Annotated in this window: 25 protein-coding genes and 1 pseudogene; 9 read left to right on the top strand and 17 right to left on the bottom strand. The window is 70.1% G+C overall.

Translation table 11 applies throughout. The features are described 5' to 3' along the window. Positions 1-766, bottom strand: a pseudogene (locus tag ACFWP7_RS13880) (hypothetical protein); the annotation flags it as partial. A 398-nt stretch (positions 767-1,164) separates the two neighbouring features. On the opposite strand from ACFWP7_RS13880, the gene ACFWP7_RS13875 reads away from it, so the two are divergent. After that, entirely contained in the window at positions 1,165-2,172 is a 1,008-nt protein-coding gene (locus ACFWP7_RS13875) for an NlpC/P60 family protein (protein WP_384381025.1), read from the top strand. A 193-nt stretch (positions 2,173-2,365) separates the two neighbouring features. Then, positions 2,366-3,067: a phosphatase PAP2 family protein gene (locus ACFWP7_RS13870; RefSeq protein ID WP_384380968.1), complete on the top strand. Its 702-nt coding sequence runs from the start codon at positions 2,366-2,368 to the stop codon at positions 3,065-3,067. Positions 3,068-3,141: 74 nt separating this feature from the next. Here ACFWP7_RS13870 and ACFWP7_RS13865 read toward each other — a convergent pair whose 3' ends face one another. The 3 genes from ACFWP7_RS13865 to ACFWP7_RS13855 all read right to left on the bottom strand — a co-directional run bounded on the left by ACFWP7_RS13865 (position 3,142) and on the right by ACFWP7_RS13855 (position 6,838). After that, positions 3,142-4,707 carry an FAD-binding oxidoreductase gene (locus tag ACFWP7_RS13865; protein WP_384380965.1) on the bottom strand — a complete coding sequence of 522 codons (1,566 nt, stop codon included), beginning with the start codon at positions 4,705-4,707 and terminating at the stop codon, positions 3,142-3,144. Between the two features lie 504 nt (positions 4,708-5,211). Next, positions 5,212-6,210 (bottom strand): anion permease, encoded by a 999-nt coding sequence (locus ACFWP7_RS13860; protein WP_384380962.1) that lies wholly within the window; start codon positions 6,208-6,210, stop codon positions 5,212-5,214. A 7-nt stretch (positions 6,211-6,217) separates the two neighbouring features. Continuing rightward, positions 6,218-6,838 (bottom strand): DUF47 domain-containing protein, encoded by a 621-nt coding sequence (locus tag ACFWP7_RS13855; protein ID WP_384380959.1) that lies wholly within the window; start codon positions 6,836-6,838, stop codon positions 6,218-6,220. Between the two features lie 290 nt (positions 6,839-7,128). Between ACFWP7_RS13855 and ACFWP7_RS13850 the strand changes: the two genes are divergently transcribed. After that, a complete protein-coding gene (locus tag ACFWP7_RS13850; RefSeq protein WP_384380956.1) occupies positions 7,129-7,512 on the top strand; it encodes a metal-sensitive transcriptional regulator in 384 nt (127 codons plus the stop codon). A 79-nt stretch (positions 7,513-7,591) separates the two neighbouring features. Here the strand turns inward: ACFWP7_RS13850 and ACFWP7_RS13845 are convergent, their stop codons facing one another. Together ACFWP7_RS13845 and ACFWP7_RS13840 are read right to left on the bottom strand one after the other, a co-directional pair. Continuing rightward, on the bottom strand, positions 7,592-7,795 hold the full coding sequence (locus tag ACFWP7_RS13845; protein WP_384380953.1) for a hypothetical protein: 204 nt from the start codon (positions 7,793-7,795) through the stop codon (positions 7,592-7,594). 124 nt (positions 7,796-7,919) lie between these two features. Then, complete coding sequence (locus ACFWP7_RS13840) at positions 7,920-8,771, bottom strand: hypothetical protein (protein WP_384380950.1); 852 nt, start codon at positions 8,769-8,771, stop codon at positions 7,920-7,922. Between the two features lie 123 nt (positions 8,772-8,894). On the opposite strand from ACFWP7_RS13840, the gene ACFWP7_RS13835 reads away from it, so the two are divergent. Beyond that, on the top strand, positions 8,895-9,074 hold the full coding sequence (locus ACFWP7_RS13835) for a hypothetical protein (RefSeq protein ID WP_384380947.1): 180 nt from the start codon (positions 8,895-8,897) through the stop codon (positions 9,072-9,074). Positions 9,075-9,185: 111 nt separating this feature from the next. Here ACFWP7_RS13835 and pstB read toward each other — a convergent pair whose 3' ends face one another. From pstB to ACFWP7_RS13780, 11 genes are all read right to left on the bottom strand, one after another. Next, a complete protein-coding gene (pstB, locus tag ACFWP7_RS13830) occupies positions 9,186-9,962 on the bottom strand; it encodes a phosphate ABC transporter ATP-binding protein PstB (protein WP_384380944.1) in 777 nt (258 codons plus the stop codon). Between the two features lie 52 nt (positions 9,963-10,014). Then, positions 10,015-11,073, bottom strand: coding sequence for a phosphate ABC transporter permease PstA (pstA, locus tag ACFWP7_RS13825; RefSeq protein WP_384380941.1), 1,059 nt, complete (start codon positions 11,071-11,073; stop codon positions 10,015-10,017). Continuing rightward, positions 11,070-12,077 (bottom strand): phosphate ABC transporter permease subunit PstC, encoded by a 1,008-nt coding sequence (gene pstC / locus ACFWP7_RS13820; protein ID WP_384380938.1) that lies wholly within the window; start codon positions 12,075-12,077, stop codon positions 11,070-11,072. Before pstC ends, pstA begins: the two co-directional genes overlap by 4 nt. 109 nt (positions 12,078-12,186) lie before the next feature. Then, a complete protein-coding gene (gene pstS, locus ACFWP7_RS13815; protein ID WP_384380935.1) occupies positions 12,187-13,308 on the bottom strand; it encodes a phosphate ABC transporter substrate-binding protein PstS in 1,122 nt (373 codons plus the stop codon). 317 nt (positions 13,309-13,625) lie between these two features. Beyond that, positions 13,626-14,042, bottom strand: coding sequence for an NUDIX hydrolase (locus ACFWP7_RS13810; RefSeq protein ID WP_384380932.1), 417 nt, complete (start codon positions 14,040-14,042; stop codon positions 13,626-13,628). Positions 14,043-14,073: 31 nt separating this feature from the next. Further along, positions 14,074-15,138 (bottom strand): CHAD domain-containing protein, encoded by a 1,065-nt coding sequence (locus ACFWP7_RS13805; RefSeq protein ID WP_384380929.1) that lies wholly within the window; start codon positions 15,136-15,138, stop codon positions 14,074-14,076. After that, positions 15,119-17,350 (bottom strand): RNA degradosome polyphosphate kinase, encoded by a 2,232-nt coding sequence (locus ACFWP7_RS13800; RefSeq protein WP_384380926.1) that lies wholly within the window; start codon positions 17,348-17,350, stop codon positions 15,119-15,121. Before ACFWP7_RS13800 ends, ACFWP7_RS13805 begins: the two co-directional genes overlap by 20 nt. A gap of 303 nt (positions 17,351-17,653) precedes the next feature. Next, positions 17,654-18,661: a hypothetical protein gene (locus tag ACFWP7_RS13795; protein ID WP_384380923.1), complete on the bottom strand. Its 1,008-nt coding sequence runs from the start codon at positions 18,659-18,661 to the stop codon at positions 17,654-17,656. Beyond that, positions 18,658-19,650: an ABC transporter permease gene (locus tag ACFWP7_RS13790; protein WP_384380920.1), complete on the bottom strand. Its 993-nt coding sequence runs from the start codon at positions 19,648-19,650 to the stop codon at positions 18,658-18,660. The genes ACFWP7_RS13795 and ACFWP7_RS13790 overlap by 4 nt, the downstream gene beginning before the upstream one ends. After that, the gene (locus ACFWP7_RS13785) at positions 19,647-20,543 is read right to left on the bottom strand and encodes an ABC transporter ATP-binding protein (protein ID WP_384380917.1); all 897 of its coding nucleotides are present in this window, start codon (positions 20,541-20,543) and stop codon (positions 19,647-19,649) included. Before ACFWP7_RS13785 ends, ACFWP7_RS13790 begins: the two co-directional genes overlap by 4 nt. Then, positions 20,540-20,929: a GntR family transcriptional regulator gene (locus ACFWP7_RS13780; protein ID WP_384381022.1), complete on the bottom strand. Its 390-nt coding sequence runs from the start codon at positions 20,927-20,929 to the stop codon at positions 20,540-20,542. The genes ACFWP7_RS13785 and ACFWP7_RS13780 overlap by 4 nt, the downstream gene beginning before the upstream one ends. A 122-nt stretch (positions 20,930-21,051) precedes the next feature. Between ACFWP7_RS13780 and ACFWP7_RS13775 the strand changes: the two genes are divergently transcribed. The 5 genes from ACFWP7_RS13775 to ACFWP7_RS13755 all read left to right on the top strand — a co-directional run bounded on the left by ACFWP7_RS13775 (position 21,052) and on the right by ACFWP7_RS13755 (position 25,750). Then, on the top strand, positions 21,052-21,603 hold the full coding sequence (locus tag ACFWP7_RS13775; RefSeq protein WP_384380914.1) for an RNA polymerase sigma factor: 552 nt from the start codon (positions 21,052-21,054) through the stop codon (positions 21,601-21,603). Continuing rightward, positions 21,600-22,469: a zf-HC2 domain-containing protein gene (locus tag ACFWP7_RS13770; protein WP_384380911.1), complete on the top strand. Its 870-nt coding sequence runs from the start codon at positions 21,600-21,602 to the stop codon at positions 22,467-22,469. Before ACFWP7_RS13775 ends, ACFWP7_RS13770 begins: the two co-directional genes overlap by 4 nt. A gap of 97 nt (positions 22,470-22,566) precedes the next feature. After that, positions 22,567-23,445, top strand: a complete 879-nt coding sequence (locus ACFWP7_RS13765) for an ABC transporter ATP-binding protein (protein ID WP_384381018.1) — start codon at positions 22,567-22,569, stop codon at positions 23,443-23,445. Continuing rightward, on the top strand, positions 23,442-25,019 hold the full coding sequence (locus ACFWP7_RS13760; protein WP_384380909.1) for an ABC transporter permease: 1,578 nt from the start codon (positions 23,442-23,444) through the stop codon (positions 25,017-25,019). Before ACFWP7_RS13765 ends, ACFWP7_RS13760 begins: the two co-directional genes overlap by 4 nt. Then, positions 25,010-25,750: an ABC transporter gene (locus ACFWP7_RS13755; protein WP_384380906.1), complete on the top strand. Its 741-nt coding sequence runs from the start codon at positions 25,010-25,012 to the stop codon at positions 25,748-25,750. The genes ACFWP7_RS13760 and ACFWP7_RS13755 overlap by 10 nt, the downstream gene beginning before the upstream one ends. Positions 25,751-25,809: the final 59 nt, after the last annotated feature.

Here is a 25,809-nt window from a genome sequence, read left to right as displayed (position 1 = left end):
GGGCTCCGGGCGGGGTGTGGGGGGGCGGGTGTTGGGCCCCGCCCGGGGTGGGGCCCCCTCCTTGGGTGTCGCTGTGGTTGTCGGGGCCCCCGCTGGGTTTGTTGGGGGCCGGCGGCCCCAACGACATCACGTGCGGGTTCGCGAAGTCCTCCTGCGGCAGAACGAACCCTCCCGCCACGTCGATGAGAGCCATGCAGGTGGGGACGGCGCCGCTGTGGCGGCGCATGTGGACGTACTCCACCAGTGTCGGAGCGGTCTGCCGGCTTCGGTTCGCGGCCTCCCAGCACTGGGCGAGGAAGTAGCCGGTGACCGAATGCACGAAGCGCATCCACTGCATGGGTGCCGAGTGGACGAGGATGCGGTCCCTGAGATCGGCCAGTGCTCCCATGAACGGGTCGGCGGCGTCGGGCTCTTGGCCGGGGTCCTCGATGATGCGCAGGTAGTCCACGACGGTCCTGGCGAGCAGTTCGGGATCCTCGCCCGTGGCGGACTCGTCGCAGAAGGCGTCGTCGAAGGCGAAGAGCCACAACTGCCAGTCCGCGAGCAGTTGGAGACCGACCGGTTCGCTGCGCGGGCTGGTCCGCCCTGCTAAGCGCCCGACGCGCAGCCCTGCGTACTCCGCGGTCATCGCGGAGTCGAGGATGCTCATCTGGCTGGCCCAATCGATGGCCTGCGCGTCGATCTCGTTGGCGTATGGGCTGATCTCTGACGGGAATGGGTAGCTCAGCGGGGGCAGGGTGAGGGGGGCCCGCAGTTTTCCTTGCATGGTTCTCCACACAGATCGTGTGCCAGTGGGGGGCCGGACGTGCTGTTGGGCATGCCAAGTAGGGGCGTATGGAATGCCGGTGAGTCGGCGACGTGGGTTGGGAGATGGGGGGATCTGCTTTGCGAAGGCGCATCCCGAGAGCGCCATCCCGACGCCTTGATGATCACACGGCGTCACGAATTGCCACAATGGGTCTTTCATTAAGTGAGAGATCACTACCGTTAGAAGTTGATAGTCGAAAGGTAAGAATCGACTGATGGCGAAATGCGACCGCCGCGGTCGATTTGTCGTCCCACCCCCGGCTCCGGCAGGTGCGGCTCTCTTTGCGCGTGATCATCACTTCGCGCAGTGCCCGCCTCTACACTGACCTCGGCGGACTCCTGTGCGGTGAGGGGCGGTTGACGGTGCGTAAGGCATGGGTCGTGGCGATCGCCGCCGTCGGGGGCGGGGTCAGCTTCGTGATGGTGCTCGTCGTCGGCGTCTACCTGGTCGCGGGGAACCTCGCGGGCGGGGTCGGCGGAGGAGCGGTCACGCTCGCCAAGGGCGCCGTGCCCGCCGCGTACCAGACGCTCGTGCAGAAGTGGGGCAATCTGTGCAGCGCCATCAACCCGGCGCTGCTGGCCGCGCAGCTGTACCAGGAGAGCGGGTTCAATCCGACCGCCCAGAGCCCGGCGGCGGCGCAGGGGATAGCGCAATTCATCCCGGGAACCTGGTCGACCCACGGAATCGACGGCGACGGGGACGGTGACCGCGACGTATGGGATCCGAATGACGCGATTCCGTCTGCCGCTTCGTACGACTGCGAGCTCGCCTCGTACGTGAAGGACGCGCCGGGAGACCCCACGCAGAACATGCTCGCCGCCTACAACGCGGGGGCGTACGCGGTCATCAAGTACGGGGGCGTACCGCCGTACAAGGAGACCCAGAACTACGTGAAGACGATCACCACGCTGCAGGCGAGTTTCGCCGCGCCGGTGACCCGGGTCGACCCCTCCAAGCAGGCCGCGGCGGCCATCTCGTACGCCCAGGAGAAGCTCGGCACGCCCTACCTGTGGGGCGGGAACGGTACCGCTGACCAGGGTGGACGCTTCGACTGCTCAGGGTTGACGAAGGCCGCGTACGAGAGTGTCGGGGTCACGCTTCCGCGGGTCGCCAACGACCAGTACAACGCCGGGCCGCACCCCTCGCGGGACGAGCTGATGCCAGGGGACCTGGTGTTCTTCTCGGACGACCTCACCGACTCCCGGGCCATCCGGCACGTGGGCATCTACGTGGGCGGCGGATACATGATCGACGCGCCCAGGACGGGTGCCGTCATCCGCTTCGACCCCGTCGACACCCCCGACTACTTCGGAGCCACCCGGGTGACCGAAGATGGCGCGAAAGCATTGCCCACGACGGTCTGAACCTGCCCTCTGAGCTGCGGCGATGTGTCTCTCTTCGATAACGTCTGAGTGATCATTCGGTGGAGGGTGGAACGTATATCAGGGGAGTGTGCGTTCCTTTTCTCGTAGAGCGGATCTACGACCACGGGGGTGGGACAGAGCGCCGCACGAAAGGCTGCGCGCGCGGGAAAGACGACGAAGGGGCCACAGCGCCATGGCTGGACTCGCCGAATCCGGTTCCAACCCCGACGTCAACTTGCTCTACGACATCAATGGCCTGGCCAAGGACGCGCCGCGGTGGTTCGACCGCGGGGTCGAGTTCGTGGGTGAGTACGGGCTGTTGATCGCGATGGCTCTGCTGGTGGTCGGGTGCTGGTGGGCCGTGCGTCGGCGGGGCGGCGAGGATGCCGCACCGAGCGTGGCCGCGGTGATCTGGGCGCCGCTGGCCGCCGCGATCGCGGTGCTGGTGAACGTGCCGATACGGGGTTTCGTGGCGCGGCCCAGACCCTTCGTCGACCACCGGGACCTGGACGTGCTGGTGTCCGGCAAGACCGACTACTCCTTCGTCAGCGACCACGCGACACTCACCACGGCGGTGGCGGTCGGACTCTTCGTCGCCCACCGGAAGTTCGGGCTGGTCGGCATAGGGCTCGCGCTGGTCGAGGGGTTCTGCCGGGTCTACATGGGCGTGCACTACCCGACTGACGTGATCGGCGGCTTCGCCCTCGGCACGGCGGTCGCCCTGCTGCTGTCCCCGCTCGCCATGCTCCTGCTGACGCCGTTGACCAAGGCCGTGGAGGGGTCGGCGCGGGTCGGAGGACTGATCCGGGCGCGGGGAGCGGCCCTGACGGGGGAAGAAGCGGTGATCACGGGGGCTCAGGTGGAGCGGCCCGAGGACCGGGATCTGGCTGCGTAGATTCCCGCGTGGCTTCCTGCGTGGATTCCCGCTTGGCTCACCTCACCGTGTAGCTCCTCGTGCGCACCCCCCGCTCAGAGCGCCTGCGGGAACGTGAAGACGCGGCTCGGGTCGTACAGCCTTTTCAGGGTGGTCAGGCGCGGGGCCGCGTCGCCGTAGTACGCCTTGCGCCAGTTGGTGAGGGTGGGGTCCGCGTAGTTCTGGTAGGCGGCCCCCGAGGCGTACGGGGACATGGCCTTGTGGGCGGTGGACAGCCAGGACTGGGCGGTCGTGCCGGACGTGCCGGCCTTCCAGGAGACGATGTACTGGGCGAGCATCCGCGAGCCGCGGTGGACGAAGGCCGTGGAGGTGGGGGAGACCCGGTTGATCGCGCCGCCGAGTGCCGTCAGGGCGATGCTGCCTGCGCCGTCCCGGACCGTCGAGAGCTGGTTCAGCAGGGTCTGGACACCGGCCGAGGACAGCGAACGGTCGAAGAAGTCCGAGCGTGCCGCGTACGTCTCGCGGCCCAGCGCGCCCTGCGAGGAGCGGCCCGGGGTCGAGCCCGGCAGGTGACACTGGGCGTCGGTGGAGAAGGACGAGCAGCCCGCGTACACCTCCATCGATTCCTCGTAGGACCGGCGCTTCAGCGAGACGCTGGTCGCAGAGGCACCGATCGTGTCGGCCAGGCGGTCCACGGCGTTCTGGAGCTCGCCGTACGTGCCGAGGGAGAACGCCGCGATAGAGATCGTGGGGGTGCCGCCGGGCACGTTCGCGAGGTGGCACGAGGACCAGATCTCGTCCGGCTGGGCCGGGCCCCACTCCTGCCAGGCCTTGACCACCGCGGCGGCCTTGGACCAGGGCCAGGACATGTAGGCGGATACGGCTTGGGGCGCGGGGTGGGTCTTGTACTGGAGCTCGGTGACGATGCCGAAGTTGCCGTTCCCGGCGCCGCGCAGGGCCCAGAAGAGGTCCTTGTGGTCGGTGGCGTTCGTGGTGAGCTGCTTGCCGTCGGCCATGATCAGCGTTGCCTGCGTGAGGCTGTCGCAGGTCAGGCCGTACGCGCGGGAGACCACGCCGTGGCCGCCGCCCAGGGTCAGGCCGGAGATGCCGACGGTGGGGCAGGAGCCGGCGGGGATCGTGACGCCCTTCGCGGCGAGGGCACGGTAGACGTCGATCAGTTTGGAACCGGCGCCCACCACGGCCTCGTTGGCGCTCGCACGGATCTGGTTCAGCTTCGATACGTCGATGACCAGGCGGTCGTTTCCGGAGGACCAGCCTCCGTATGAGTGGCCGCCGTTGCGGATCGAGATCTTGATGGCGTGAGTGCGGGCGTAGGCCATGGTGGTGCGGATGTCGTCCGCGGTGGCGACGTACGCGACTGCGGTGGGCTTCAGGGTGTCGAAGCGGGTGTTGTAGAGCTGGTGGGCGGGTGGCCACGTGGCGTCGCCCGGGCGGAGCAGGGTGCCGTCCAGGTCGGTGGCGAGGGCGGTCCAGTTTGCGGCGGACTTGGTGCTGGTGCTGGTGCTGGTGGTTGCGGTGGTGCGGAGGGGGGTGCTGGGAGTGCCGGTGCTGTCGCTGCCCATGACGTTGCCCTTGCACGCCGTTGTGGCTGCCGCCGCGAGTGTGGCGGCAGCCCCGCCTATGAACGTACGCCGTTGCATGTGCGCCTCTCCGTTGGTTCCGTGGGAGGAGACGAGTCCCCAGGGTTGGGGGTTCCAATTGCAGGGCGTCTGCGGGTTGGGTGGGGCTGGGGGTGGGGTTTTTCGCCCCCTCCGCCCCTTCCCGTCCCGTATCTGAGGGCTGCCGCCCCCAGACCCCCGCTGTCGGCCTGAACGGCCTCGTCCTCAAACGCCGGACGGGCTGGAAGATCCTTCCCGGCCGGGGTTGAAGGGTGCCGCTCCCATGGGTGGGTGGGGGATGGGGATGGGGTGTCTGGTCCTTGAACGGCGGACGGGATGGAAGGCATCCGGACGGGGCTGGAAAGTGCCGCCCCCACGGGTGGGTGGCGTTTGGGGTTGGTGCCTTCTCGGGGTCGAACGCGGGTGGGGCTTATGGTTTTCAGCCTCTCGGGGTTTTGACGTGGGGGGTCGGGGGCGGAGCCCCGGGAACAAGGGACGGGTAGGGGCGGAGGGGGCGAAAGAATGCCCTACAGGAACGGGATGCCCCTACAGGAACGCCAGGTTCACAACCCAGAAGCTCACGGCCGCTACCAGGGCCGCTGCCGGCATGGTGATGAACCAGCCCAGGATGATGTTCTTGGCGATTCCCCAGCGGACGGCTTTGAGGCGCTTGGTGGCGCCGACGCCCATGATGGCGGAGGTGATGACGTGGGTCGTGGAGATGGGGGCCTTGAAGAGGTAGGCCGAGGCGAACATGATCGACGCGCCGGTTGTCTCCGCGGCGAAGCCCTGGGGAGGGTCGAGTTCGATGATTTTGCGGCCCAGCGTGCGCATGATGCGCCAGCCGCCGGCGTACGTGCCGAGGGACAGCATCACGGCACAGACGATCTTCACCCAGACCGGGATCGGATCGCCCGCGTCCTGGACGTCGGCGATGACCAGGGCCATCACCACGATGCCCATGGTCTTCTGGGCGTCCTGGAGGCCGTGGCCCAGGGCCATGCCGGCGGCGGAGACGGTCTGTGCGATGCGGAATCCGCGCTTGGTCTTGTGGGGGTTGGAGCGGCGGAACAGCCACATGATCGCGGTCATCACCAGGTAGCCGACGACCAGGCCGACGACCGGGGAGACGAACATCGGGATCACGACCTTCTCCAGCACGCCGTGCCAGTAGACCGTTGTTCCGCCGGCGAGCGCCGCGCCCACCATGCCGCCGAACAGGGCGTGGGAGGAGGAGGACGGCAGCCCGAAGTACCAGGTGACCAGGTTCCAGGTGATCGCGCCGATGAGGGCGGCGAAGAGGATCCCCATGCCCTTCGAGCCCTCGGGGGTCTGGATCAGGCCCTCGCTGACCGTCTTGGCGACCCCGCTGCCGAGGAACGCGCCGGCGAGGTTCATCACCGCGGCCATCGCGAGCGCCGCCCGCGGCGTGAGTGCCCGCGTCGACACGGAGGTCGCGATCGCGTTCGCCGAGTCGTGGAAGCCGTTCGTGTAGGTGAATCCGAGCGCGACGCCAATGGTCACGATCAGGGCGAAGGTGTCCATGAAGAGGTCAGGACTCCTTGACGGCGATGGTCTCCACCGTGTTCGCCACGTGCTCGAACGCGTCGGCCGCTTCCTCCAGCACGTCCACGATCTGCTTGAGCTTGAGTACGTCCATGGCCTCGTACTTGCCGTTGAAGAGCTGGGCGAGCAGCTTGCGGTGGATCTGGTCGGCCTGGTTCTCCAGGCGGTTGACCTCGATCCAGTACTCGGTGAGGTTGTCCATGGTGCGGAGGTTCGGCATGGCCTCCGCCGTCAGCTCGGCCGCCCTGGCCAGCACCTCGATCTGCTGCTCCACACCCTTGGGGAGCTCCTCGACCTGATACAGCACGACCAGGTCGACTGCCTCCTCCATGAAGTCCATGATGTCGTCGAGGGACGAGGCCAGGTTGTAGATGTCCTCACGGTCGAACGGCGTGATGAACGAGGAGTTCAACTGGTGGAAGATCGCGTGCGTGGCGTCGTCACCGGCGTGTTCCGCGGCCCGCATACGCTCTGCGATCTCGGTCCGGCCGGAGGCGTCGGCCCCGAGCAGTTCCATGAGGAGTTTCGAGCCCGTGACGATGTTGTCCGCGGATGCGGAGAACATGTCGTAGAAGCTCGTCTCCCTGGGGGTCAGACGAAAGCGCACGTGGGGTCCTCGGGGTGCTTCGGTTTCGGTCAGGGTGATGCTAGGCGCATCATCCGGCCACGGCTAATGGGCCGTCTCCCAGTGTCGCCCATCGGGCACAGTGATCAGCACAGGGTCCGGTCCCGGGATCGGGCAAGGGCCCTATACCCAGCAAAGTTCGATACCATATACCTACTAGGGGTATATGTATGCGGCGAACCGGACGGGATCTCGACAGGGACCTCCGGAATATCCCCCGAGGTGTCCCACGGGCCATCCGGGACCGCCGACAGGATCATCAGGAGGACGCGATGACGACCACCGAGGCCGGCGCGACGGCGCCCTCCGGCGAACCCCGGGCGACGCCCTCCGGCGAACCCCCGCAGCAGGTTGTGACCGACCACGACCGGGGTATCCACGGCTACCACCATCAGAAGGACGAGCACCTCAAGCGCCTGCGCCGGATCGAGGGCCAGATCCGCGGTCTGCAGCGGATGGTCGACGAGGACGTCTACTGCATCGACATACTCACCCAGGTCTCCGCCTCCACGAAGGCCCTGCAGTCCTTCGCCCTCCAGCTCCTGGAGGAGCACCTGCGCCACTGCGTCGCGGACGCGGCCGTCAAGGGCGGCGACGAGATCGACGCGAAGGTCGAGGAAGCGACGAAGGCGATCGGGCGACTGCTGCGTACGTGACGTACATCCCCGTACGCGGGGTGGTGGGGAAGGGAACTGCGTGGCGGGAGCCGGGCCACGTCCCACTGGCCGGAATGGGCTACAGGTTCATGGCCCGAGCCTGTGGGTGCTCACGCTCATGGGCGCGCGCTTCGGTCACTTTCAGTACCTCGTCGATGCTCTCAAGACTGAGCCGGTCCTCGTGAGCGGCCGAGGCCGCGATGATCAGGTCTCCGCACAGCTCGATCTCGGCGAGGGCCACGTGGTCCTGAACTGCAGTACCGCCGACCGGAGCCACGTACATCACCTCTTCCTGCCGTCACCGACTTCCTAGAGTAGGTAGCGGCCTACACACCGCGCATGGCACGGAAGGGCCATTTCCGGCCCCCAACTCCCGCTACGCCCGCCCCTGCCCAGGACGCCGCCGCCTACTCCGCGATTTTCCCGGCGTAGATGTCCGCGGACTCCGGGAGCTGTACGTCGGCGGCGACCCCGAAGTCGTACAGCAAGGTCGTCGAGGCGACGGCGACGGTGCCCTTCTGCGAGTCGTTGACGAAACTGAAGCGGTGGCGGACCTTGCGCAGGCGTCCCTGGTCGTCGAGGTAGGCGTCGAACGGCACCTGCGCGGTAGCGAACCCTTTTGCCGCGGCCTTCAGCGCGTCCCGGTTGCCCTCCGACGCGCTCATGGCGGCGGCATTGAGGTCGGCCGTACCGCGGTAGTGCCGCACCGGGGTCCCGGCGATCTCGGTCCTCCCGACGTACGCCGTCGTCCGCGCTCCGCGCAGCAACTCGGCCGCCGCGTACGGATCGGTGGCGCCGCCGGTCACCAGGTTCCCGTCGGAGAGGCCGGCCGTGTCGACGCGGACCCACTTGTCGGCGGGGACACCGGCGCCGCGGTTCTTCATGAACAGGGCGCCCGGGGCGAGGAGTTCGGTGATGGGCCGGTGTTCGTCGGTACCCGCGGGATCCTGCGGCAGCAGCACCTTCAGCCGGCCCCGCTGCTGCTCGAAGTCGTACACGCCCTCGCCCCGGATGGTGACCCGCGTTCCGCCGGTGGCCATCTCCATGGACGTACGGGTCTGCGCGCTGCCCGCCCGCCGCAGGGTGGCGGCGGCCCGGTGGACCACCTCGACGGGGTCGGCGTCGGCGCGGGCGTCCTCGGTGACTCCGGCGCCGCCGGTGCATCCGGTGACACAGACACCGACCAGGAGTCCGGTCGCCGCGGCCGCGGCCGCTGTCGCCAACCGGCCGGACCGCCCGTCCTCCGCCACTCGCGCCATCACGTGCGCCACCATCGCCTGCTGACCCCCAGCCGGTCCGTCCCGGGGCTCTCGGCCTCCCCGTCGTTCCGCTTAACGACGGGTAGGGGTGCTTGTCACGCGTCTGCGTGCCGTACAACCGCGATGGGTAACGTTGTCAATGTGGCACAGCAGGAAGAGACCGCCCAGGTTCAGGAACACCACACGACAACGGTCGAACAGGGCCGTTTCTGCTACGCCCGCTGCTCCTGCGGCTGGCGCGGGCCGGCGCGCAGAGCCCGCAGTCTGGCCCGCACGGACGCGGAGGGGCATCCCCAGCGGTAGGAACACGGTGAGAAAGTGAGCGGGCCCGCCCCTGGGAACCAGGGGCGGGCCCTTCTCGTCCTCGCGGTGGCACCGCCATGCAGCACCGCGAGGGGTAGGGGAGGCGTCGGCTCAGCCGAAACGGCCCGAGATGTAGTCCTCGGTGGCCTGGACCGACGGGTTGGAGAAGATGCGCTCCGTGTCGTCTATCTCGATGAGCCGGCCGGGCTGGCCGACCGCCGACAGGTTGAAGAAGGCGGTGCGGTCGGAGACGCGGGCGGCCTGCTGCATGTTGTGCGTCACGATGACGATCGTGAAGCGCTCCTTCAGCTCGCCGATCAGGTCCTCGATCGCGAGGGTGGAGATCGGGTCCAGGGCCGAGCACGGCTCGTCCATGAGGAGCACCTGCGGCTCCACCGCGATCGCCCGCGCGATGCACAGACGCTGCTGCTGACCGCCGGACAGGCCCGAGCCGGGCTTGTTCAGGCGGTCCTTGACCTCGTTCCAGAGGTTCGCGCCCTTGAGGGACTTCTCCACGACGTCGCTGAGCTCGGACTTCTTGTAGGAGCCGTTGAGCCTCAGGCCCGCCGCCACGTTGTCGAAGATCGACATGGTGGGGAAGGGGTTGGGGCGCTGGAAGACCATGCCGATCGTGCGGCGCACGGCGACGGGGTCGACGCCGTGCCCGTACAGGTCCTCGTCGTCAAGGAGCACCTTGCCCTCCACACGCCCCCCGGCGGTGACCTCGTGCATGCGGTTGAGGGTGCGCAGGAAGGTCGACTTGCCGCAGCCGGAAGGGCCGATGAAGGCCGTCACGGAGCGCGGCTCGACCGTCATGGAGATGTCTTCGATCGCCTTGTGGGCGCTGTAGTAAGCGGTGAGTCCGCTTACGTCGATTCGCTTGGCCATGTCACTCACTGCTTCTTTCGAGGGGGAGACGTCAGTCGCTGATGTGGCCGCGTCAGCGACCTGTCTTCGGCGCCTTCCAGCGGGCGATGCCGCGAGCCGCCAGGTTGAGGATCATGATGAAGGCGATCAGGGTGAGCGACGCCGCCCAGGCACGGTCGTAGGCCGCGCCCGAGCCCGCGCTGTTCGCGTACTGCTGGTAGATGTACAGCGGCAACGAGGACTGCGCCCCCTCGAACGGGTTCGAGTTGATGAAGGGGTTGCCGAACACCAGCAGCAGCACCGGTGCGGTCTCGCCCGCGATACGGGCGATCGACAACATGATGCCGGTGGTGATGCCGCCGAGTGAAGTGGGCAGAACCACCTTCAGGATGGTGCGCCACTTCGGGATACCCAGCGCGAGGGAGGCCTCACGCAGCTCGTTCGGTACGAGCTTGAGCATCTCCTCGGTGGAGCGGACGACGATCGGCATCATCAGGATCGCCAGGGCGAGCGAGCCGGCGAAGCCGAAGGGCTGCATCTTGAACTGCACCATCAGGCTCAGGATGAACAGACCGGCGACGATCGACGGGATGCCGGTCATGACGTCGACGAAGAACGTGATGGCCCGGGAGAGGTTGCCGCGCCCGTACTCCACGAGGTAGATCGCGGTCAGGACACCGATCGGCACGGCCATCAGCGCGGCGAGGCCGACCTGCTCCAGGCTGCCGAGGATCGCGGCGTAGATGCCGCCGCCCGGCTCGGTGTCGGCGACGACTCCCATCGAGTGGGTCAGGAAGTAGACGTCGAGGACCTTCACACCGCGCGAGAGGGTCGTCCAGACCAGGGAGACCAGCGGCACGACGGCGAGGAGGAACGCGACCCAGACCAGGCTGGTCGCCACCCGGTCCTTGGCCTGCCGACGGCCCTCGACGCGCGCGGCGATGCCGTACGTCCCGAGGACGAAGAGGATCGCGGCCATCAGGCCCCACTGGATGCTGCTGTCCAGCCCGGCCGCGGCGCTGATACCGATACCCAGGGCGACCGAGCCCGCGGCGATCGCCCACGGGCTCCACTTGGGCAGCCGTGCGCCCTGCAGGGTGCTGGGGCGCTTCACATTCAGGGTCTGGCTCATGCGTTGGCCCCCGAGTACTCCTTGCGGCGGGCGATGATCGCGCGGGCCGCGCCGTTGACCAGCAGGGTGATGACGAAGAGGACCAGACCGGAGGCGATGAGCGCGTCACGGCCCTGTTCCGTCGCCTCGCCGAACTTGCTGGCGATGTTCTGGGCGAAGGTGCCGCCGCCCGGGTCGAGCAGGCTGGCCTGGATGGTGAAGGTCGGCGAGAGGACCGTGGCGACGGCCATCGTCTCGCCGAGCGCACGGCCCAGGCCCAGCATCGAGGCGGAGATCACGCCGGAGCGGCCGAAGGGCAGCACCGACATGCGGATGACCTCCCAGCGGGTGGCGCCGAGGGCGAGTGCCGCTTCTTCGATCATCTGCGGGGACTGTCGGAAGACCTCGCGGCTCACGTTCGTGACGACCGGCAGGATCATGATCGCGAGCAGGATGCCGACGGTGAGCATCGAGCGCGGGGCGCCGCCCTGCCACTCGAAGATGCCGGTCCAGCCGAGGTAGTCGTTGAGCCAGCCGAAGAGGCCGTTCATGTGCGGGACGAGGATGAGGGCGCCCCACAGGCCGTACACGATGGACGGCACGGCGGCGAGCAGGTCGATGACGTACGAGATCGGGCCGCTGAGCCTGCGCGGGGCGTAGTGCGTGAGGAACAGCGCGATGGCGACCGCGATCGGGACCGCGATGACCATGGCGACGATCGAGGAGACCACCGTGCCGAAGGCCAGGACGGCGATGCCGAAGTCCGGCGGGATGGCGGTGGGGTTCCACTCGAACGTGGTGAGGAAGTTGCCCTCGTCCTTGCTGATCGCGAGGGAGGCGCGATAGGTGAGGAAGACCGCGATGGCGGCCATGATCACCAACAGGAAAATGCCCGAGCCGCGGGAGAGACCGAGGAAGACTCGGTCACCGGGTCGGGTGGCGCCGCGGCTCGTGCGCTTCTGCTCGGCGTCGGAAGGCTCGGGGATCGGGGGAGGAGCTGCTGTGTTCTTGGTCGATATATCCATCGGGATTCTCCGGTCTGCGGAGTCGCACGAGATGTGGGGCTCCTGGCGGCGGTGCACCGGACGCGGTGCGGTCCGGCCCCGGGTCGGGGCCGGACCGCACCGTCGGGATCTAGCTCAGGCCCGCGATGGTGGTGCGGACCTTGGAGATGATGTCGGCCGGGATCGGCGCGTAGCCGGCGGCGGGGAGGAGCGCCTGGCCGTCCTCACCGGCGATGTACGTCAGGAACGCCTTCGTGGCGGGCAGCGTGTCGGCCTTGTTGCCCTTGTCGCAGACGATCTCGTAGGTGACCAGGGTGATCGGGTACGCGCCCTCGGCCTTGGTCGTGTAGTTCAGCTGCAGCGCGAGGTCCGAGCCCGTGCCGACGATCTTGGCGTCGGCGATCGCCTTGGTGGCGTTGTCGACGGTGGCCTCGACGGGAGCGGCGGCACCCGTGTCCAGGGAGGCGGCGTTGATGCCGTCCTTGGCGTACGAGAGCTCCATGTAGCTGATGGCGCCGGAGGTCTGCTTGACCTGCGCGGCGACACCGCTGGAGCCGCTCGCGGACTGGCCGCCCTTGGCCTGCCAGGCCTTGCCGCCGTCGTACTTCCAGTTGCCGGGCGTCGCGGCGATCAGGTACTTGGTGAAGTTGTCCGTGGTGCCGGACTCGTCCGAGCGGTGGAACGCCTGGATCTTGAGGTCGGGCAGCGTGGCGTCGGGGTTCAGCGCCTTGATCGCGGCGTCGTTCCAGTTGGTGATCTTGCTGTCGAAGATCTTCGCGATGGTGGCCGCGTCCAGGACCAGCTTGTCGACACCCGGGACGTTGTAACCGACCGCGATCGGGCCGCCGACCATCGGGAGGTCGATGGCCTGGCCGCCGGTGCAGACGGCCTTGGAGGCCGTGACCTCTTCGGGCTTCAGCGCGGAGTCGGAGCCGGCGAAGGCGACCGTGCCCTGCGTGAACGCGGTGACGCCGGCGCCCGAGCCGCCGCCCTTGTAGTTGATCTGCACGCCACAGGCGGTGCTGAACTCCTTGACCCAGGCGTCGATCGCGTTCTTCTGCGCGGAGGAGCCGTCGGCCAGGAGCTGGCCCTTGGCGTCGTCACACTTGATCGAGCTGGCCGCGCCGGTCGTGGCGCTCGCGCCGCTGCTGGTGCCGGTGTCGTCCGAGCCGCACGCCGTGAGGGCCAGGGCGCCGGAGACGGCGAGAGCACCGAGGGTGATGGCCTGCCGGTTCATGCGCTGAAGCTTCACTTTTCGGGAGTTCCTTCCGGGAGCCGCCGTCTGGTGGCGGCGTGCGAAGTCTGTGTGATGCGGAGAAGGCTCCTGAATGCCCTTCGCACCTTGTAAGGCCGAAATTAGGCAGATCAGGTGAAGGCGCCGATGGCCAAAAGTGAACGGAGGGTGAACCCCTGCGGACGGTGCGGTGAGGTCACGGAACGCTTACGTCGAGGACACAGAGAGATCCCGGCTTTTGGGGCCCGAAAGGAAACTCTACGTAACCGATCAGGTCCGCACATGTTGCGACGCCGGACGGGAATCGGCCGGATCTGTGTGGGGCGTTTTCGGCGTCAGGCAAGGTGCAGCGCACTCAGCAGCGCGTCCAGCAGGTCGCGGTCGCGGGGCTGGGTGAGGCGGGTGCGGGCCGCGTCCGGGGCGAGCCAGACGATGCGGTCGACCTCGCGGTTGGGGGTGAAGCCGCCGTCCGTCGCCTCGGCGGCCCAGTAGCTGACCTGCTTGCGCTGTCCGTCCACGGAGTAGCGGGTGGAGGGGAGGCGGGCGCCGGGCACGCAGCGGAACCCGGTCTCCTCCTCGACCTCGCGCAGGGCGGCCGCGAGGGGTTCCTCGGCGCGCTTGAGCTTGCCCTTGGGATGCGACCAGTCGTCGTACTTCGGCCGGTGGACCAGGCAGATCTCCAGCTCGTCGGCGACAGGAGAAGGGCGCCACAGGACGCAGCCGGCCGCCCGGATGGTGTCGTCGTCGGTCATCGGACCTCCAGTCCCTTCATGAGGGTTCCCCCTACGGGGTGGGTACCGCTTCCTTCTGCCAGCTCTGCTGGAACGCAAACCGCGCCGCCTCCACCTCGTGCCGCTGGTCGGCATGGAGCACGCCGAGCGCGTACGCCGTCGCCGGGGCGATGCGCGGGGTGCGGGCCGCGGACGCCGCGGCCGAGGCGGCCTCCGCCGCGTCCCGGTGCCGGTTCAGGGCCTGGCCGGCGCCGAGCAGGCGTGCGTCGACGGGGCACTCCTCGCCGTACAGGACCTCGCGTGCGTAGCGGTGCAGGCGCAGCAGCAGGCGGACCTGGTGCCAGGGCGCGTCCTGCGGCTGGGGCGCGGTGTCGGCGGAGAGGCCGTGCACGAGAGCTTCCGCGTTGTACGGGTGGCCCGCGGTGAGCAGCGGCAGCGGCCCGACGGCGTCGAGCAGTCGGCTCTCCGCGGCGGCGGCGGACGGGCGCAGGTCGGCGGTGGCGGCCGCCGGGGTCAGTGGGACCTCGCTGGCGAGGACGGCGACGCTGTCCGCGACGGCGTGGAAGCGGGAGGAGCCCAGCGCCTGGAGGGCGGCCGAGTGGGCGCGGGTGCGGGCCAGGGTCAGCTGGCGGTCGAGCAGGGCGCCCGCCTTCGCCGCGCCGATGGTCAGATTGCCCTTGGACGTGGTGCTCGGCTCCGGTCCGGCCTGTGTGGGGAAGCCCGTGCCGGACAGCCGGTTCAGTGCGCCGATCAGCCGCTCCAGGCGCGCCGAGTAGGCGTGCTCGCGGGCCAACGTGCCCGACAGCCAGGCCAGTTCGGGGCGCATGCGCTCCGACCAGTCCGGGTCGAGCAGCGGCCGGAAGGTGTGCAGAGAGCCGCTGATCCGGCGGGCCGAGCGGCGCAGGGCGCGCGCCGCGTCGACGGACCCGGCCGAGCCGTTCTCCGCCAGGCTCGAACTCGCTCGCGTGGGGGTACCCCCGCCGCCGGTCTCCCGGTGCTGGCGCAGCGAACGGAGGAACTCCGTTGCCTGGGCCCGCAGATAGCCCGCGAGGGCGTCCCCCGATACGGGCACGGCGCGGGTCGTGGGGTCGGTGGGGTCAAGGTGTTGCTGTGCCACGCCGGCGCCTCCGGGCGTCTATGAGCATCTCCTGGACGTTCCGCAGGGGCTGGCCCTCGGCATCGGTCGCGTGCCGGGTCCATTCGCCGTCCGGGCCCAGGTGCCAGGACGCGGTGGTGTCGGACATTCCGGTCTCGAACAGCCGGTTGAGGGCTGCGCGGTGGGCCGGGTCGGTGATCCTCACCAGGGCCTCGATGCGGCGGTCGAGGTTGCGGTGCATCATGTCGGCGCTGCCGAGCCAGATCTCGGGTTCGCCGCCGTTGCCGAAGGCGAAGACCCGGGAGTGTTCCAGGAAGCGGCCGAGGATCGAGCGCACCCGTATGTTCTCGGACAGGCCCGTGACGCCGGGGCGGACCGCACAGATGCCGCGTACCCAGATGTCGACGGGTACCCCGGCCTGGGAGGCGCGGTACAGCGCGTCGATGATCGCCTCGTCCACCATCGAGTTGACCTTGATACGGACGAACGCGGGGCGTCCGGCCTCGTGGTGCTGGACTTCCTTGTTGATCCGCGCGATCAGGCCGTCGCGCAGGGACTTGGGCGCGACGAGCAGCCGGCGGTAGGTCTCGCGGCGCGAGTAGCCGGAGAGCCGGTTGAAGAGGTCGGAGAGGTCCGCGCCGACCTGCGGATCGGCGGTGAGCAGCCCCAGGTCCTCGTACAGACGGGCGGTCTTGGGGTGGTAGTTGCCCGTGCCCACGTGGCAGTAGCGGCGCAGGGAGTCGCCTTCCTGGCGGACCACCAGGGACAGCTTGCAGTGGGTCTTCAGGCCGACGAGCCCGTACACGACATGGCAGCCGGCCTCTTCGAGCTTCCTGGCCCACTTGATGTTGGCCTGCTCGTCGAAGCGGGCCTTGATCTCGACCAGGACGAGGACCTGCTTGCCGGACTCGGCGGCGTCTATCAGCGCGTCGACGATCGGCGAGTCGCCCGAGGTCCGGTACAGGGTCTGCTTGATGGCCAGCACGTCCGGGTCGCTCGCCGCCTGCTCCAGGAAGGCCTGGACCGAGGTGGAGAAGGAGTCGTACGGGTGGTGCAGCAGGACGTCCCGTTCCCGGAGCGCCGCGAAGATGTCCGCCGCGGACGCCGACTCGACCTCGGCGAGGTCGCGGTGGGTGCCCGCGATGAACTTCGGGTACTTCAGCTCGGGCCGGTCAAGGCCACCGATGCCGAAGAGGCCGGTGAGGTCGAGGGGGCCCGGCAGCGGGTACACCTCGGCCTCGGAGATCTTCAACTCCCGCACCAGCAGGTCCAGTACGTACCGGTCGATGGACTCCTCGACCTCCAGGCGCACCGGCGGTCCGAAGCGGCGCCGCATGAGTTCCTTCTCCAGGGCCTGGAGCAGGTTCTCGGCGTCGTCCTCCTCGACCTCCAGGTCCTCGTTCCGGGTGAGGCGGAAGGTGTGGTGCTCCAACACCTCCATGCCCGGGAAGAGTTCCTCCAGATGGGCCGCGATGACGTCCTCGATGGGGACGAAGCGGTTCGGGGCTGCCTCCAGGAAGCGGGAGAGCAGCGGCGGGACCTTGACGCGCGCGAAGTGGCGGTGGCCGCTGACCGGGTTCCGTACGACGACGGCCAGGTTCAGGGACAGGCCCGAGATGTACGGGAAGGGGTGCGCGGGGTCGACCGCGAGGGGGGTGAGGACCGGGAAGATCTGATGCCGGAACAGGGTGAACAGACGGGCCTGCTCCTTCTCCGTCAGCTCGCTCCAGCGGACCAGGTGGACACCCTCCTCCGCGAGTGCGGGGGCCACGTCCTCCTGGTAGCAGGCGGCGTGCCGGGCCATCAGCTCGCGCGAGCGGGCCCAGATCATCTCCAGGACCTCGCGGGGCTGGAGGCCCGAGGCGGACTTGGTGGCCACACCGGTGGCGATACGGCGCTTCAGGCCTGCCACCCGGACCATGAAGAACTCGTCCAGGTTGCTGGCGAAGATCGCCAGGAAGTTGGCGCGCTCCAGGAGCGGGGTGTTCGGGTCCTCGGCGAGCTCCAGAACCCGCTCGTTGAACGCGAGCCAGCTGCGCTCGCGGTCCAGGAACCGGCCCTGCGGCAGTTGGACGCCGTCCTCCACCAGGTCCTCGTACTCGTCGAGGTCGGCGTCGAGGTCGGGCTCCAGGTCGGAGACGTTCGCCGCCACGGTGTGCGGGCGGTGCGCGGCTATCGAGCCGACGGACGGCTGTGCGTGCTGGACCGGGGCCTGAGCGCTTGGCTGGTTCATGGGCCCATTCTTCCGCGCCGGGGGCGCTACCGGCGCGTCGGAGAGGGCGGGCGGCAGCGCGGCGAGGCGGATGTTCCCGTTCCTCGGTGCGGGCGCGGGCTCTTTCACCGTCGACGGCAGGGGCTCGCTCTCCTCGGAAGGCGGCGGCTCTGGCACGGCGGGGTTCATTGGTCGAGGGTCGCAAGGTCGTCTGAATCGATGGTTACGAGGACATGACGTGCGGGATATGGAGGGGCGTCTCCCGGAAGTCCGCGGGGCCGGGAGACACACCCATTCGGGGCTTGTCGGCCCGTACGCCGCTTGTCAGGCGGTACGTCGCTTCAGGACCCGGAAGGACAGGAGGACGGCGAGAGCGGTGAGGGTGAGGAGGAGTGCGGTTTCCGTGAGCTGGAGGGGCCAGAAGTGGGAGGCGGGATGGTAGGTGGCCCAGATGTCGGAGATGCCGTGCTCGCTCATGCACTTCTTGAGGTCGGCGCCCATCGGGTACTCGGCGCAGGCCACGTTGTTACCGATGCGCTCGCCGGAGGTGAGGACCACGCCGCGCTCCAGCTGCTGTGCGCTGTTCGGCAGGTTGGAGGCGGCCGCTCCGGTGACGGTCACGGCGGGCCACAGCTTCTCCCGGTGGAAGTCGCCGAGGGTCTGTACGGCCACGGTGACCAGGACGGCCAGGCCCAGCGCGGGCAGCGTACGGCGGATCAGCATGCCCGCCAGGGCGCCCACGGCGAGGGCGCACAGGGCGGCGGCGACGGCGACCGTGCCGTTGGAGCGGTAGGCGTCCGTCTCGTACCAGTCCTGGTAGTGGATGTCCCGGCCGTCGGTCCACATCAGGCGGTGCAGCAGCACCAGCACGGTCGTGCCGGCGGTGATCAGCGCGGCCGGGACCGCGAGCTGTGCCGTCAGCCAGCGCGCGGGCGTGACGGACTGGGTCCAGGCGAGGGCGGCCGTGCCGCTCTCCAGCTCGCGGGCGACGAGGGTGGCGCCGGCCCAGGCGGCGACGAGGTAGGGCAGGTAGGCGATGGAGTAGGCGGCGAGCTGGACGACCGCTTCGTAGAAGAGCGTCGCGTGGCCGGTCGTGTCCCCGCAGAGCGTGTCCGTGCCGCACGAGGGCGCCAGCAGATACGGCTCTTTGCGCGCGGCGTCCGCACCGGGGCCGTACGCCCACAGCAGGCCGGCCGCGGTCACCGTGACCAGTGCCACCCAGATCCACAGCGCGGCGCCGTGCAGCCGTAGCGCGGTCCAGACCGTGCCGCGTGGGGTGAGCGGGGAGGGGCGCCGGGCGAGGGGACGCGTGGCGGTGGTGGCCGCGGTCATGCGTGCTCCTTGATGGTGACGGCGGTGGTGGCGCCCGTGTACCGCTTCAGCAGGCGGAACGCGACCAGGGCCGCCAGTGCGGTCACGGTGAGAATGAGGGCGGTCGCGGTGAGCTGGAGGGGCCAGTAGTGGGAGAAGGGGTGGGAGTCGGTGTAGTAACTGACGGCGCCGAGGTCGTCGTACAGGTCGCGGCACGCGCTGAACTGGCTGCTGCCGCAGTACGGGTTGTCGATACGGGCGCCGGTGGCGGTGAGGAGACCCTCGTCGACGGTGAGGCCCAGGCTCTTGGGGCCCTCGCCCGAGAGGTCGGTGACGGTCGTCACCGACGGCCACAGGTGGGGCAGCGCCAGGGAGACGACGGCGCGGACGCCCCCCACCCCCACCAGGGTCAGGACGAGCGCGGCCGGGGAGCGGCGCAGCGCCAGCCCGGCGAGGGCGCCCGCGACCAGGCCGAACAGGGCGAAGGCGACCGTGCTCGGGCCGTTGGCGTGGAAGGTGAGGTCGTCGGTCCAGGGCTTGGCGGTGTCGATCTTTCCGTCGCCCTTGGACCACACCAGGTTGTGCAGCAGCACCAGCACGCTGGTGCCGGCGGCGACGAGCGCGGCCGGGAGGGCGAGCTTGGCGGCCAGCCAGCGGGCCGGGGAGATCGACTGGGTCCAGGCGAGCTGCGCGGTGCCGCTCTCCATCTCCCGGCCGGTCAGCGAGGCACCGGCCCAGGCGGCGACGAGGAACGGGACGAGGTTCACCGCGATGCTCATGTACAGCGTGAGCGACTTGTAGGTGAGGATCGCGTCCTGGTCGTAGGTGCAGGCGGACATGCCACAGCCGTTCCACACCAGCCACGCCGAGGCCGCCGCGTCGGTGAGCGGGCCGTAGAGCCACAGCAGCAGGGCTCCGACGACGAGGAGTACACCGGCCCAGACGTACAGCGCGGGGCGGTGCAGCCGCAGCATCACCCGTGTCGTGGCGAAGGGGGTGATGGCGCTCATGCGACGGGCTCCTGGGCGGCGGTGGGGGTGGCGTCGAGGGACAGCGTGGGTGCTTCGGGGCTGCGCAGATGCGCGAGGACCAGCTCCTCCAGGGACGGCCGGGTGCTCTGCCAGCCGTCGGCGAGGGGTCCGTTCGGGCGGACGAGCGCGGTGAGCTGGCGTCCGGTGGTGCGGGACTCGACGACGGTGTGCGGGGCGAGGTCGCCGACCGGACCGGTGAGGAGGGTGTGCGCGGCCAGCAGGTCGTCCAGGTCGCCCGCGAGGCGGACCCGGCCGCCGCCTATCAGGAGCAGGTGGTCGCAGGAGCCCTCCAGGTCGGAGACGACGTGCGAGGACATCACGACCGTGGTGCCGTGTTCGGCGGCCTCGGCCATCAGCGTGCCCATCAGCTCGTGCCGGGCCAGCGGGTCCAGGTCGGCCATCGGCTCGTCCAGGAGCAGCAGTTCGGGCCGCTTGCCGAGCGCGAGGGCGAGCGCCACGCGGGTGCGCTGGCCGCCGGAGAGAGCGCGGATCCTGCTCTTCGGGTCGAGGTCGCCCTTCGCCACGATCCGTTCGGCGACCGAGGCGTCCCAGCGGGCGGGGTTGAGCTCGTGGCCCACGCGGAGCGTGTCGGCGACGGTGAGCTGCGGGTACAGCGGCTTGGCCTGCGCGACGTACGCGATGCGTTCGCGGGCGGCGGCCGGGTGCGTGCCGAGCACGGTCAGGGAGCCTTCGGTGGGGGCGAGCAGTCCGGCCGCGTGGGCCAGCAGCGTCGACTTGCCCGCGCCGTTCGGTCCGACGACGGCGCAGACGCGTCCGGCGGGGAGCCGGAACGTGCACTCGCGCAGTGCCCAGCCGCCGCGTCGCCCGAACCGCTTGCCGAGTCCGGCCGCCTCCAAGGCGGTGTCCGTCATTCCTGGTCTCCCTTGGTGAACTGTTCATCGAGTACGGCGGTGAAGAGTGCTGCCACGTCGTCGCGCTGGAGCCCGGCCTCGCGGGCGCGAACTGCCCACGCGTCCAGTTCGGCGCTCAGGGGTGAGTCGGCCGGGGCGCTGCCCAGCGAACGCTTGACGAAGGTGCCGAGGCCGCGTCGGGCCTCTACCAGACCCTCGCGCTCCAGCTCGCGATAGGCCTTGAGGACGGTGTTCGGGTTGATCGCGGTGGCTTCCACGACCTCGCGGGCCGTGGGGAGTTTGTCCCCCGGCACGAGCAGGCCAAGGCGCAGGGCCTGCTTGGTCTGCTGGACGATCTGGACGTACGTGGCGACACCGCTGCGCCGGTCGATGCGGTACTCCACCACTACGGCAACCACCCTTTCACTAGTTAACTAGTGAAAGGGTGGTCCATGAGGGTGTACGAAGTCAAGTGCGAGATCTTTCGGCGGGCGTGAACCGATCGAGGGGGCTCGTCCGATGAGGGGGCGTGAGGGAAACGAGAAGCGACGGGGAGCTGCTGCGGGCCATCGCGGCGGACGGTGACCGGCGCGCCTTCGAGGAGCTGTACCGGCGCTACGCGCCGTGGCTGACCGCGCGGCTGCGCGGCCGGTGCGCCGACGCCGGGGTCGTCGACGACGTCGTACAGGAGACGTTCCTCGCCGTGTGGCGCGGCACCGCCCGCTACCGCGAGGAGGGTTCCCCCGGAGATGCGGCCGGCTGGCTGTGGCGCATCGGCTCGCGGCGGCTCATCGACACCCTGCGCGGTGACGGTGCGCGCGGGCGGCTGCGGCAGGCGCTGGCCCGCCTTCGGCACCGGGACGAGGTCTCCGCCGAGGAACGTGTCCTGGCCGGCGTCGAGCACGGTGACCTCGCCGGCGCCCTGACCCGGCTCTCGCCCGAACTGCGCGCGGTGCTCCAGGCCACGGTGATCGACGGGCTCACCACCCGGGAAGCGGCCGTCCTGCTCGGCATTCCGCCGGGCACGGTCAAGACGCGGGCACTGCGTGCGCGCAAGCAGTTGCGGGAGGCGCTGGCATGAGCCGTAGCGACATCACCTGGCATGTGCCGGAGGAGGACCTCCGGGCCTACACACAGGGCGAGTTGACCCCGCCCCGGCTCTGGTCCGCCGACACACATCTCGCCTCGTGCGCGCGGTGCCGCGAGGCACTGGCGGCCGTCAGCGATCCGGTCGCGCTGGACGCGGGCTGGGAGCGGCTCGACGCCGAACTGGACGCGCCGCGCCCGGGGTTGGTCGAGTCCCTGCTCGTGCGGTTCGGCGTCGCCGACCACACGGCACGGCTGCTGGCGGCCACACCCGTACTGCGCCGCTCCTGGCTCCTTGCGGTCACCGCCGTGCTCCTGATGACCGTGGCGGCCACCTACTCGGTGGAGGCCGGGGCCACCCCCAAGCTGTTCCTGGCCCTCGCCCCGCTGCTCCCGCTCGCCGGGGTCGCCCTGTCGTACGGGCCCACGCTGGACCCGACGTACGAGATGGCCGTCGTCTCCCCGACGCACGGATTCCGGCTGCTGCTGATCCGTACGGTCGCCGTGCTCACCGTCGGCCTCGGCCTCAACGGGCTCGCCACCCTCGCCCTGCCCACCTACGGGCTGCGCGCGCTGGCCTGGCTGCTGCCCGCGCTCGCCCTCACCGGCACCGGGCTCGCCCTGACGCCCCGCCTCGGTCCCGTCCTCGCGCCTTCGCTGGTCGGCGGCGCGTGGGTCGCGCTGCTCCTTGCGGCACAGGTGACGGCCGCCGAACACGCCACGCTCGCGCCGTTCACGGCGGCCGGACAGGGGATCGCCGGGGCGGTCGCCGCGCTCGCCGTCGCGCTGCTCTATCTCGTACGGGACCGGTTCGACTCGGCGCCCGCGCACGTTCCCTTCTCCGGCGGGGGCGCCGTATGACCGGCGCCTGCACGGACTTCACCGGAGGGGGCGCGACGTGACCGCCCCCTCCGCACATCACTTCTCCGACCGCCTCTCCGACAGGAGCGCCGTACGTATGACGCCCACCGTCTCCGCCTCCGGGCTGACCCTCCGCTACGGCGGAACCTTCGCCCTCGACGATGTCTCGCTGCGCCTGGGCGAGGGGGTCACCGGGCTCCTCGGGCCCAACGGGGCCGGAAAGACCACCCTGTTGAGGGTGCTCGCCACCGCCGTGCCCGCCGACCGCGGGGCCTTCACGGTGCTCGGGCACGACCCGGGTACCGCGGCCGGGCGCCTGGGCCTGCGGCGCGAGCTGGGTTACCTGCCGCAGACCCCGGGGTTCCACGCGGACTTCTCGTCCTTCGAGTTCGTCGACTACGTGGCGATCCTGAAGGAGATGACCGACCGCACGGCCCGGCACCGGGAGGTGCGCCGTGTGCTCGACGCCGTCGACCTGTCCGACGTACGGAGCAAGCGCATCAAGAAGCTGTCCGGCGGTATGCGGCAACGGGTCGCGCTGGCCGCCGCGCTCGTCGGCGACCCCGGTTTCCTCGTCCTCGACGAGCCGACCGTCGGACTCGACCCCGAACAGCGCATGCGCTTCCGGGAGTTGATCGCCCAGGCGGGAGAGGGGCGGACGGTTCTGCTGTCCACCCACCAGACCGAGGACGTCGCGATGCTCTGCCACCGCGTGATCGTCATGGCCCGCGGACGCGTCCGCTTCGAGGGCACCCCGGCCGAACTGACCGCGCGTGCGGCGGGCCGGGTGTGGAGCAGCACGGAACGCGACCCGGCCGCGCGCGCCGGCTGGCGTACCGGCACCGGCTCCTTCCGCAACGTCGGCGACCCGCCCAAGGACGCCGAACTCCTCGAACCGACCCTGGAAGACGGCTACTTGCTGACCTTGGACGGCGACACGGGCGAGAGCGACGAGACCGCGGAGGTGGCCGCATGAGCAGCACGACCGGACTGGTCAAGGAGGCGGCGCCCACGGGGGTGGAGCCGGCCCCGCGGACCGTGCAGCACAGGGCGGCGGCTGTCATCGCCCTCGCCCGCTTCGAGGCACGCCAACTCTTCCTCCACATACCGGTGTTCGCCTTCCTCGTGCTCTATCTCGGCTTCACCGGCTGGGAGTTGTTCAACGGCCGCGAGGGCATGGACGAGTTCCCGGTCCTCCAGGACGTCGACCGGGCGACCCAGTCCGCCCCGCAGCTCCTCGGCGTCGCGCTGCTCATCGTGGTCAACCGGACCGTCCTGCGCTCCCACCGGCGCGGCACCGACCGGCACTTCGACGTTCTGGTCATGGAACCGTGGCGGCGTACGGTGGCACACGCGCTGTCCGTCGTGCCGTACGCGGTGATCACCGCGGGGGTCGTGGCCTTCCAGATCGTCTGGGCCGGGCACAAGCCGGGCGCCGTCGGCCACCCCTCGCTCGCCGAACTGGCCGTGGGGCCGCTGGCGGTGCTCCTGTCCGGCGTCCTCGGCTTGCTGCTCGCGCGGCTGGTCCGGTCCTCGTTCGCCGCCCCGCTCTTCGTCGTCGGCGTGGCCATCCTTCCCGCCCTGCTGTCCTCCGGCACGGAGAGCCCGCGCTGGCAGCAGTGGCTGTCGCCGGTCGTCACCGAGACGGGCGCCGATCCCTTCCCCTCCGAGCTCATCGGCCGCCCGGCCGGCTGGCACGCGCTGTATCTGGTGGGGCTCGTCGGGGTGTTGGCCTGCGCCGCGGTCCTGCTCAGCGGCGGTCGCAGCCGGATCGTGCAGGCGGCCACCGTCGTCGCCCTCGCCGCCACGGCCGCGGGTGTCGCCGGGCAGTCCCAGGGTGACTCGGCCGCCCTGATCGCGGCCCGCACGAAGGCGTCCGTCAGCCCGGAGAAGCTCCAGACGTGCCACGAGTACGGCAGGTCGACGTACTGCACCTTCCCCGAGTGGGATGCCCGCGCCGCCCTCGACTGGTCCCCGGTCGTCGACCGTGTCCAGTCCCTGGCGGGCGGCGCCGCCGGAGGTGAGCGGCTGACCGTACGGCAGCGGATCGACGCCACTTACGGCCTGACCAGCGACTCCGCGCTCGAAGCGTCCACCACACCGGGCACGGTGACCGTCGGCACCCGCTGGGGCGGCAACAGGGTCCCCGAGTTCGCCGTCGGAGTCGCCTCCGTCCTGGTGGCGGGCAGCGAGGCGGCCGCCGGCGAATGGTGCACCGGGGACGCCCGCGCGGTCACCGTCATGTGGCTGGCGCTGGGCGGCGAGTCCGACCCGATGACCGCGTTCCGCAACGTCCGGCTCGACGACAGCATCGAGGGCTCCGCGGTCGTCCTCTCGCCCACGAGCGGCATCTCCATGTCCGCCGAACAGACCCGGATCGTAAGGGAGTTGCTCCAGAAGCCCCGCTACAGCGTCATCCCCAAGGTGAAGTCGCACTGGACGGAGCTCACGTCCCCGGAGACGTCCACGGCCCGGGTGGCCGAACTGCTGGGCGTGCCGGCCGCGTCCAAGGGGTCGGCCGACGCGACGGAGGACGAGCCGTGCGAGTAGCCACTCCCGGGGAGGGCGCGCGGTCCAAGGCGGCCGGCGCCGGTGGACCGCCCACGAGGCGTACGTACGCCGTGATCCGCGCCCTTCTCCACCCCGTGTGGCGCTCCCTGCCCCGCCGGGCCCTCGCGGCCGGTGCCGTCCTGGGGCTGCTGCTCGCCGGCGCCCCGTGGCTGCTGTCGGTCTCCCCTGACAGCTGGCCTGGCCTCGACCTCCTGCGGGCCGCCGCGCTCGCCTTCGGCCTGGGCCTGGCCTTCCTGCTCGACGACCCCGCCCGGCACACCACCGCGGCGGTACCGACCCGGCGCCCGGTGCGCACCGGCCTCCGGGTGGCGTTCGCCGTCCCGTTCGCCGCGCTCTGGTGGACGGCCGCGCTGCTCCTCGTACCGGAGGATGCCCGGCCGCCGCTCGGTGCGGTGACCCTGGAGGCTGCCGCCGTCGCCGCACTCGCCCTGGCCGGTGCGGCCGTGGTGGTGCGGTGCACGGAAGCGGCCGAGCCCGGGATCGCGGTGTCGGGCGTGCTGCTGGGCGCCGGGCTGTCCGCCGCTCTGCTGGTACCGGACCGGTGGGCGCTCGTCGTGCCGGTGGACGATCCGCGCTGGGGCGGCGCCCATGACCGGTGGACGGTGATCCTGGTCGTGGCGGTGGTGGTGGGGGCCGCGTGCTGGGCGGAGCCGCTGCGGCGGCGGACGGCGATGCCCGTCCGCCGTGCGGCACTGGCGCGCGGGCGCTGACATTCACGGCGCTCGCCGGCACGAGGGTTTTTCGCCCCCTCCGCCCCTACCCGTCCCTT

It is taken from the genome of Streptomyces sp. NPDC058470 (genome assembly GCF_042721055.1).
Taxonomy (GTDB): Bacteria; Actinomycetota; Actinomycetes; order Streptomycetales; family Streptomycetaceae; genus Streptomyces.
The sequence above is the reverse complement of the archived record's forward strand: the minus strand, read 5'-3'. Positions and strand labels throughout refer to the sequence as shown.

What these genes read in the sequence shown, in the direction of transcription:
- ACFWP7_RS13770 (WP_384380911.1), top strand. Translation starts at nt 21,600, where the DNA reads ATGAGCCGTAGCGACATCACCTGGCATGTGCCGGAGGAGGACCTCCGG.
- ACFWP7_RS13785 (WP_384380917.1), bottom strand. Translation starts at nt 20,543, where the DNA reads ATGACGGACACCGCCTTGGAGGCGGCCGGACTCGGCAAGCGGTTCGGG.
- ACFWP7_RS13795 (WP_384380923.1), bottom strand. Translation starts at nt 18,661, where the DNA reads ATGACCGCGGCCACCACCGCCACGCGTCCCCTCGCCCGGCGCCCCTCC.
- ACFWP7_RS13810 (WP_384380932.1), bottom strand. Translation starts at nt 14,042, where the DNA reads ATGACCGACGACGACACCATCCGGGCGGCCGGCTGCGTCCTGTGGCGC.
- ACFWP7_RS13800 (WP_384380926.1), bottom strand. Translation starts at nt 17,350, where the DNA reads ATGAACCAGCCAAGCGCTCAGGCCCCGGTCCAGCACGCACAGCCGTCC.
- pstC (WP_384380938.1), bottom strand. Translation starts at nt 12,077, where the DNA reads ATGGATATATCGACCAAGAACACAGCAGCTCCTCCCCCGATCCCCGAG.
- ACFWP7_RS13835 (WP_384380947.1), top strand. Translation starts at nt 8,895, where the DNA reads ATGGGTAACGTTGTCAATGTGGCACAGCAGGAAGAGACCGCCCAGGTT.
- ACFWP7_RS13790 (WP_384380920.1), bottom strand. Translation starts at nt 19,650, where the DNA reads ATGAGCGCCATCACCCCCTTCGCCACGACACGGGTGATGCTGCGGCTG.
- pstB (WP_384380944.1), bottom strand. Translation starts at nt 9,962, where the DNA reads ATGGCCAAGCGAATCGACGTAAGCGGACTCACCGCTTACTACAGCGCC.
- ACFWP7_RS13850 (WP_384380956.1), top strand. Translation starts at nt 7,129, where the DNA reads ATGACGACCACCGAGGCCGGCGCGACGGCGCCCTCCGGCGAACCCCGG.
- ACFWP7_RS13765 (WP_384381018.1), top strand. Translation starts at nt 22,567, where the DNA reads ATGACGCCCACCGTCTCCGCCTCCGGGCTGACCCTCCGCTACGGCGGA.
- pstA (WP_384380941.1), bottom strand. Translation starts at nt 11,073, where the DNA reads ATGAGCCAGACCCTGAATGTGAAGCGCCCCAGCACCCTGCAGGGCGCA.
- ACFWP7_RS13845 (WP_384380953.1), bottom strand. Translation starts at nt 7,795, where the DNA reads ATGTACGTGGCTCCGGTCGGCGGTACTGCAGTTCAGGACCACGTGGCC.
- ACFWP7_RS13870 (WP_384380968.1), top strand. Translation starts at nt 2,366, where the DNA reads ATGGCTGGACTCGCCGAATCCGGTTCCAACCCCGACGTCAACTTGCTC.
- ACFWP7_RS13865 (WP_384380965.1), bottom strand. Translation starts at nt 4,707, where the DNA reads ATGCAACGGCGTACGTTCATAGGCGGGGCTGCCGCCACACTCGCGGCG.
- ACFWP7_RS13860 (WP_384380962.1), bottom strand. Translation starts at nt 6,210, where the DNA reads ATGGACACCTTCGCCCTGATCGTGACCATTGGCGTCGCGCTCGGATTC.
- ACFWP7_RS13760 (WP_384380909.1), top strand. Translation starts at nt 23,442, where the DNA reads ATGAGCAGCACGACCGGACTGGTCAAGGAGGCGGCGCCCACGGGGGTG.
- ACFWP7_RS13840 (WP_384380950.1), bottom strand. Translation starts at nt 8,771, where the DNA reads ATGGCGCGAGTGGCGGAGGACGGGCGGTCCGGCCGGTTGGCGACAGCG.